Origin of the sequence: Actinomyces gaoshouyii (genome assembly GCF_002072175.1) — a bacterium.
Lineage (GTDB): Bacteria > Actinomycetota > Actinomycetes > Actinomycetales > Actinomycetaceae > Actinomyces > Actinomyces gaoshouyii.
The window spans coordinates 1-5,703 of the sequence record NZ_MVIV01000005.1; the positions used below are offsets into that span (position 1 = coordinate 1).

A 5,703-nucleotide genomic window follows, 5' to 3' on the forward strand; every position below is an offset into this window, starting at 1 on the left:
GCCAAACAAAAAAAGCCACAGCAACCAACCCACACCACCACCCAAAACAGGCAACAGCACAAGCCAACCACCACAGCACAACCCACCCAAGACACCCAACCAAAAAATCAAGCACCCAGACAGGCCAAAAAATGACATAAACAAGCATGACACACTATCGAGTTCTCAAACAACACACCCAGGAGAACGTTGCACCGAACTTCTCGCTCGTTGCGCCGCTCTCAAGGCGACTCGACCAACTTAACCAGATGATCGCAGTAATTGTCAATCTCAGGTTCTGTGATCCCGATCTCGACCCCAGATCGTTCATCTAACGAGCCTGGGCGATAGGAGACCCGAACCTTTCAGCCCGGTCCTCCACCGGTGGAGCTAGGGGGATTCGAACCCCCGACCTTCTCATTGCGAACGAGACGCGCTACCAACTGCGCCATAGCCCCAGGTGCCGAATGATACTAGCACCAGCAGTCCGGTACGCCGCAACCTGACGCACCGTGAGCCGCGCCACCGCGCGGTTTCAGCGGACCATCACGCCCCCGCGGCGCGGCGCCGCTCCAGGACCTCATCGAGGTCGATGGGCTTGAAGGCCTGCTCCTCGTCGAGGACCGGTGCAGGTACATAGGCGCGCGCGTTGCGCGGCCGCACCGGGGATGACACCGATTCCGCCTCCGGCAGGTCCAAGTCCGGCACCGCGCGGCGGCGGGCCCGCGCGGCGAGCGTGTACGTCGGAGCGGGCACCGCCACGGGACGCCAGCCCTGAGGAGGGGTCGACGTCGCGTCGCGGCGGACCGGCAGGGTTGCCGCCGATCGTAGAACCGCCAGCTCGAGGCTCGCGGCATCGTCCCCTCGGCGCCTCGCCGCTGGGGAGACTCTCTCCGAGTCGATGCCCTCGCTCGCCGAGGCAGCCGCGACGCGCCGGCGATCGAGTTCAGCCTTCTCATCGGACTCGGCCTCGCCGGAGTCAGCGCGATCGATGTCGGCCGACTTCAGTGGGCGCGGTTCCATCACCCATTCCATGGGCTTGGCCGCATCAGCCTCAACCCGCACTGCCGCGGCGGACGTCAAGGAGTCCTCGGTGGCGCTCGCCGGCTCCTCCGCCTCTTCGCGAGCGACCGGCTCAGCACCGCTCACGGCGCTGAGCGTGGAGGCGCTCGAATCGCCGGCGGTCCCATGGGCCGCCTCCTCTTCGACGGAGGCGGCCCATCCCCGCCCGCTCGATCCGAGGGGAGATTCGGCAGCGGGTGCGCCCGCGGGACCGGGGGCGGCGGGCTCGATCCTGGTCTTGGGGCGGGCGCCGGTGAGGGTGTCGAGCTCGCGCTGCAATGCGACGATGCGGCGCCACTCAGCGCGGTCAGCGGCGCGGGAGGCCTCAGCCGCCTTGTGCCCGGCGACCATCGACCCCCCAAGCAGCGCCGTCGGCAGCAGCGCGGGCCACCACGGCATGGCGGTCACGAATCCCACCAGCCACAGCCCCAGGCCCACACCGAGCAGGCCGGCGGCGACGCGCGCGCGGTTGGTGGCGGCTTCCTGGCGGCGAGCGCGAGCGGCATCGTGCGCGCGTTGGGCCTGCACGAGCTCGCGCTCGACGCGCAGCGCGCGGACGTTCCTCACAGCTGGCCTGTTCATCGCCCTCACCTCCGGGAGCCGTCGGAAGATCCTCGCGTGCCCGCCCTGCTCGCAAGCCTCGTCGGAGACCACGGCCGCCTCGCCGGTCGCCAGGATCCGCAACTCGGCGGAATAGCGATCATCGGAACGGGACAGACTCATGACCTCGCGGCGCCCGACCAGAAAGGGCAGGAGGTACGCGGTGAGAACGACGACGAGGGCGAGGAGCGCCCAGACTTCAATTCCCACAGAGCCACCGTACGGGCCGCCGAGCCCCGGCCAGGAGAGATCGTCGGCGTGTTGTGACTTGGAATGACGCCAATCCAGCCACGATAGCCTCGCTATTCACAACAGTCACTCGAAGCGCATGTACCACTCGCCGAGCGCGCGTCGAGCCCCTCACCCCTCCGGGCAATCGCGCCCCCACGGCAACCGTCGCCCCAGTCTCAGCGGACGGACATCAGGCGTCGAGGAGGAGGCAGTGGAGTGTGTCCCCGGCCGAGACGCTGCGCGCCTCCTCGGGGACAACGGCGATGGCATTGGCCCGCGCCAGGCCCATGAGGCGAGTGGTGCCGGGCTCCGCCGTCGGCTCGGCGCGGTAGCCGCTGGAGGGCGAGCCGGTCAGATGCACGGGAACGAACTCCCTCCTGCCGGCGGGCGAGGCCCACCCCCGCGTCATCTCGGCCGGCAGACTCGAGCGATGGAGCCCCTGCCAGCCGGCGATCTCTCGCAACACGGGCCGCACGAAGGTCTCGAAGGCGATCTGAGCGCTGACGGGATCCCCGGGGAGGCAGAAGATCGGCGTGCCTTCCACGGTACCGACGCCGAGCTGGCGCCCGGGGCTCATGGCGACGGCGTCGAAGCGCACCGAGCCCAGGGGAGCGAGGGCCTCCTTGACGGTGTCCCCCTGTCCCACGGACAGGCCCCCGGTGGTGATGAGCACGTCGGCGCGCACGAGCTGATCCTCGAGGGTCTCGGTCAGGGCGCCGAGCTCGTCGGGGACGGCCGCAACGCGGAAGGCCCGCCCGCCGGCATCGGTGACGGCGGTGGCCAGGGCGTGCCCGTTGGCGTCGTAGACGCTGCCGTCCCGGCCCGGCGAGCCGGGCTCGACGAGCTCGTCGCCGATGGACACGATGACGACGCGCGGCGCGGGATGCACCTTGACGCGCAGCCGCCCCACCCCGGCCAGGAGCGCGATCTGCCGGGCGGACACGCGCGAGCCCTGCGGCAGGACCGTCGTCCCGGCGACCACATCCTCGGCGCGGCGCCTCACGTTCTCCCCCTCGACGACGACGGAGCGGACCTCGACCCGCTGGGTCCCGCGGTCGGTCTCGATCCAGGGGACGACGGCGTCGGCACCGACGGGCAGGGGGGCGCCGGAATCGATGAGCATGGCGGTGCCGGGGACGAGCCGGGCGCTGCTGGTGTCGCCGGCGCGCACGGCGTCGATGACGTCGAGGCGGGCGGGCTCGCTCGCCGTCGCGCCCCGGATATCAGCGGCGCGCACCGCGTAGCCGTCGAGGCTGGCCAGGTCCGCACCGGGAAGGTCGAACTCCGCGACGACGTCCTCCGCCAGGACGCAGCCGACGGCGTCGAGAAGGACGACGTCGAGCGGCGGCGCCGCCTGCGCGATCTCGAGGCACGATGCGAGGTGCTCGGCGACGGTTCTCATGGGTTCCTCCCTGCCCGCAGGTCCCGGGATCTCGGGGCGGCACCGGGGTGAGGCCTGCGGCTCCAGGCGGCCAGGCTACCCTCATGGGACGGCCCCGCCATCCCAGGGACGGCCCGGCGCGCCCGGAAATGGAGGAGAACCTGAGAGAATCGAGGAGTGAGTTCCCAGGCGCGCGCACTCCCTGCCCCCGCAGGACTGGAGAGCAGTCATGACAAGGACCGATGGCGCCATATGCTGCGTCAGCAGCGCTGCGGGCAGCACCCCCACCCCGACGCGGGGCACAGCCCCGCCTGCGAGGCCCTCATGGAGCACGCCCTCCAGGCCGTCGAGGGCATGGGGACCATCGCCGCTTACGTCTCAGTGGGCAACGAGCCATGCACGCGCCTGCTCCTGGAGCACTTGGAGGTCGAGGACCGCGTTGTCCTCCTGCCCGTCCTGGGACCGCACCTGTCCCGCTGCTGGGGGCGCTTCACGGGTACCGCCGACCTGGCCGAGCGCGCGCCGGGGCGCCCTCCCGAGCCAGGGGGCGATCCCCTGCCTGCGGAGGCGGTCGCCGACGTCGATGCCCTCCTCATCCCCGCGCTCGCCATTGACCGCGCCGGCAACCGCCTCGGTCAGGGCGGCGGCTGGTACGACCGTGTCCTGCCGCTGAGGCGCGAGGGGGCGCTCGTGCTCGCCATGGTCTACGACGATGAGCTCACCCCATCCCCGCTCCCCACTGAGCCGCACGACCAGCGAGTGGACGCCGTCATCACACCCGAGCAATGGTTCCTCCTGAAGCGCTCCGTTTTCGCCTCCGGGTCCTGACGGGCCTGCGGGGGAGGCGGTTCGCGCGGCCGTCCCGGAGCCCGTGAACCACGGGCGGGCGTGCGCCTAGCCGCCGCCGCGCCCTGTGGACGAGGGGAACCGCCACTGGGATGAACGGCCCACCCTGGGGCCATGAGCCCTCACCCGCGCCTCGACCGCTCCCCCGCCGCTCGCCCATCGTTGCTCCTGTGGAGGGCGCGCCACCTCGTCGTCGCCGCATGCGTGGGGGCAGCCGTGCTGCTCGCTTTCTCCGTGCTCCGTCCCTCGCCACAGGCGGACGGCAGCGCGCTGGTCGTCGCCCGGGCCATCGGCGCCGGGGAGCGAATCGAGGCCGACGACGTGGAGCGGCGCTCGATCCCAGGGGCGGCGCTGCCGACCCGGGGGAAGGCGGACGAGAGCATTATCGGGAGCAGGGCGGCGATCCGCCTGGAGGAGGGCACCGTCCTCACGGAATCGATGACGAGCTCGGCGCGCGCCCGGGGGATCGGCGACGGCGAGCGGATCGTCCAGGTCCCCATCGAGGTGGGGGGTTCGCTGGCGGAACCGGGCGCGATCGTCGACATCATCGGCGAGAGCCCAGCCGCCACCACAAGCGCGCCCGCGATCCCCGCCGCTCCTCGCGATCAGGCGGGCGATTCCGCACCGTCGCAGACTTCAACGGGCGAGAGAACCCGGGTTCTCTGCCCCGGCGCACGGGTCATCGGTACCACAGCGGAAGGCGATACTCCAAGGTTTCTTTCAGGGAATAAGGTCACAGTAGTGGAACTTGCCGTTCCGGCGGACACCGCTACCCTTGTCGTCGGTGCGGCAACGCAGGGCGCCCTCGGTCTCGCGCTGAGCCCCTGACGACCTCATCACAGTCGAGATGATCAGTGATCCGTCGGTATATTCATCCGGCGCCGACTGCCCGATGCAGCCAACCGGCTGTCGATCATCGTCCCGGCCTCGCGCCTGTCGCCCCTGCGGGGCGCGCACTCACCGAAAGGTTCTCCCCTCATGATCAAGGGATTCAAGGAGTTCATTGCTCAGGGCAACGCCCTGGAGCTCGCCGTCGCCGTCATCATCGGCGGCGCCTTCAAGCCCATCGTCGACTCGATCACCAAGGTCATCCTGGACATGGTTGGCCAGATCGTCGGCTCCCCGAACTTCGACTCCATTCTTCAGTTCAAGATCGACAGCGGCTCGGACACCTACATCCAGCCCGGCACGATCCTCACCGCGCTCATCAACTTCCTCCTGGTCGCCCTCGCCGTCTACTTCTGCATCGTCGTCCCGATGAACAGGATGAAGGCCCTGCAGAAGAAGCAGGACGACGAGAAGCCCGCCGAGCCGACCGACGTCCAGCTGCTGGGCGAGATCCGCGACCTGCTCGCCGCCCGCAACCACTGAGGGGAATAGCCGCCGTCGCCCAGCGCCGCGCATTCCCAACGGAGGCTGAGCCCCGTCGACCACCCGGTCGGCGGGGCTCAGCGCCATCCGCTCCCCTTTCTCGCGAGACCGGTCGAAAATAGGAGCGAGACCGGTCCGCGGACCGGTCTCGCTCCTATTTTCGACCGGTCTCGGCGGGAGGGAAAGGAGAAGAGAAGCGAGGGACGGAGGTTAGGACCAGTGGGGCGGAACCT

General features: G+C 69.9%; 5 protein-coding genes and 1 tRNA gene. 3 read left to right on the forward strand and 3 right to left on the reverse strand.

The features are described from left to right. Positions 1-364: 364 nt before the first annotated feature. The 3 genes from B1H50_RS05670 to B1H50_RS05680 all read right to left on the reverse strand — a co-directional run bounded on the left by B1H50_RS05670 (position 365) and on the right by B1H50_RS05680 (position 3,274). Positions 365-437 (reverse strand) — tRNA-Ala (locus tag B1H50_RS05670). Positions 438-525: 88 nt separating this feature from the next. Further along, the gene (locus tag B1H50_RS05675) at positions 526-1,851 is read right to left on the reverse strand and encodes a hypothetical protein (RefSeq protein WP_080462816.1); all 1,326 of its coding nucleotides are present in this window, start codon (positions 1,849-1,851) and stop codon (positions 526-528) included. A gap of 211 nt (positions 1,852-2,062) precedes the next feature. Next, complete coding sequence (locus B1H50_RS05680; protein WP_080462817.1) at positions 2,063-3,274, reverse strand: molybdopterin molybdotransferase MoeA; 1,212 nt, start codon at positions 3,272-3,274, stop codon at positions 2,063-2,065. Between the two features lie 156 nt (positions 3,275-3,430). On the opposite strand from B1H50_RS05680, the gene B1H50_RS05685 reads away from it, so the two are divergent. From B1H50_RS05685 to mscL, 3 genes are all read left to right on the forward strand, one after another. Continuing rightward, positions 3,431-4,081 (forward strand): 5-formyltetrahydrofolate cyclo-ligase, encoded by a 651-nt coding sequence (locus B1H50_RS05685; protein ID WP_080462818.1) that lies wholly within the window; start codon positions 3,431-3,433, stop codon positions 4,079-4,081. 132 nt (positions 4,082-4,213) lie between these two features. Next, positions 4,214-4,927: an SAF domain-containing protein gene (locus B1H50_RS05690; RefSeq protein ID WP_080462819.1), complete on the forward strand. Its 714-nt coding sequence runs from the start codon at positions 4,214-4,216 to the stop codon at positions 4,925-4,927. Between the two features lie 150 nt (positions 4,928-5,077). Next, positions 5,078-5,470, forward strand: coding sequence for a large conductance mechanosensitive channel protein MscL (gene mscL / locus B1H50_RS05695; RefSeq protein WP_080462820.1), 393 nt, complete (start codon positions 5,078-5,080; stop codon positions 5,468-5,470). Positions 5,471-5,703: the final 233 nt, after the last annotated feature.

What these genes read in the sequence shown, in the direction of transcription:
- B1H50_RS05680 (WP_080462817.1), bottom strand. Translation starts at nt 3,274, where the DNA reads ATGAGAACCGTCGCCGAGCACCTCGCATCGTGCCTCGAGATCGCGCAG.
- B1H50_RS05690 (WP_080462819.1), top strand. Translation starts at nt 4,214, where the DNA reads ATGAGCCCTCACCCGCGCCTCGACCGCTCCCCCGCCGCTCGCCCATCG.
- mscL (WP_080462820.1), top strand. Translation starts at nt 5,078, where the DNA reads ATGATCAAGGGATTCAAGGAGTTCATTGCTCAGGGCAACGCCCTGGAG.